General features: G+C 34.2%; 2 protein-coding genes. One reads left to right on the plus strand and one right to left on the minus strand.

Going from position 1 to position 1187, the window contains the following annotated elements; translation table 11 throughout:
- Positions 1-6 precede the first annotated feature (6 nt).
- On the minus strand, positions 7-513 hold the full coding sequence (purE, locus tag HG1285_RS00720; RefSeq protein WP_008289581.1) for a 5-(carboxyamino)imidazole ribonucleotide mutase: 507 nt from the start codon (positions 511-513) through the stop codon (positions 7-9).
- Between the two features lie 88 nt (positions 514-601).
- On the opposite strand from purE, the gene HG1285_RS00715 reads away from it, so the two are divergent.
- A partial coding sequence (locus HG1285_RS00715) for a sulfite exporter TauE/SafE family protein (RefSeq protein WP_032497250.1) occupies positions 602-1187 on the plus strand: 586 nt, incomplete at its 3' end.

Here is a 1187-nt window from a genome sequence, read left to right on the forward strand (position 1 = left end):
CTCAAACTACATTTCCTCTAAGTATTTTTCATATCCTAACTTTTCCAGTTTTTCAGCTTTTTCTAACACTGTATTTTTTAATTCTTCTCTATACCTTTTTAGTTTTTTAGCTATTTCAATGTCTGAGATTGACAACATAGACAAAGCAAGTAATGCCGCATTTTTTGCATTGTTTATAGCAACTGTTGCAACTGGTATACCAGACGGCATTTGAACGATAGATAAAAGAGAATCAAGACCATTTAAAGAGGACGTTTTTATAGGAACCCCAATAACCGGAAGATGGGTAAGTGCAGCTGCCACACCCGGTAAATGGGCTGCTCCTCCTGCACCTGCAATAACAACTTTGATGTTTCTTTCTTCCAATGTTTTCATATACTCGTACATTTTCTCAGGTGTTCTATGAGCTGAAATAATAGTTATTTCATAATCAACTCCAAAATTTTCCAAAATTTCTGCAGCCTGCTTCATTATCGGCAGGTCTGAATCACTTCCCATAATGATTCCTATCATACTTTTTACAACCTCCTTATACTTGATTATTGTTAGTTTGATAAAATATCCTAATATTTTTATAACTTCTTATTTTGGAGGACAAGTTTTGGAAATATACCTTCCTATTGCAGGTATTGAGATAAATATATTTTACATTATTTTACTTGGACTGGTTGTTGGATTTTTATCCGGCCTGATGGGAATTGGAGGTGGAATAATATTAAACCCTGCTCTTATAAAGTTAGGAGTTCCTCCAATAGTTACTGTTGGCACTTCTGTTGCTCAGATGGTTGGTGCCACGGTTTCTGGTTTTTTAGCCCATTTAAGGCTCAAAAATATAGACCTGAAAATGGGCTGGGTAATGGTACTATCTGGGTTTGCTGGAGGTTCAGTAGGTGTTTTTCTCTCAAAAATACTTGAAGATGCAGGGTATTTTAGAACTTTTGTTTTATCTTTATATACTTTTTATCTTGGTTTTACTGGAATTACAATGTTTTTAGACGTTTTAAGAAAAGAAAAAAAAGAGAAAAAATCAAAGTTAAAGTATTTTATTGATAATTTGCCATTTAAAATGAAATTCCAGTTTACAGAAGTTTCAGTTTTGGTACCTGTAGGGATTGGAGCATTTGCTGGATTTTTAGCAGCTGTAATGGGGGTTGGTGGAGGATTTGTAATAATTCCCGCACTTATAT

The organism is Hydrogenivirga sp. 128-5-R1-1 (assembly GCF_000171895.1).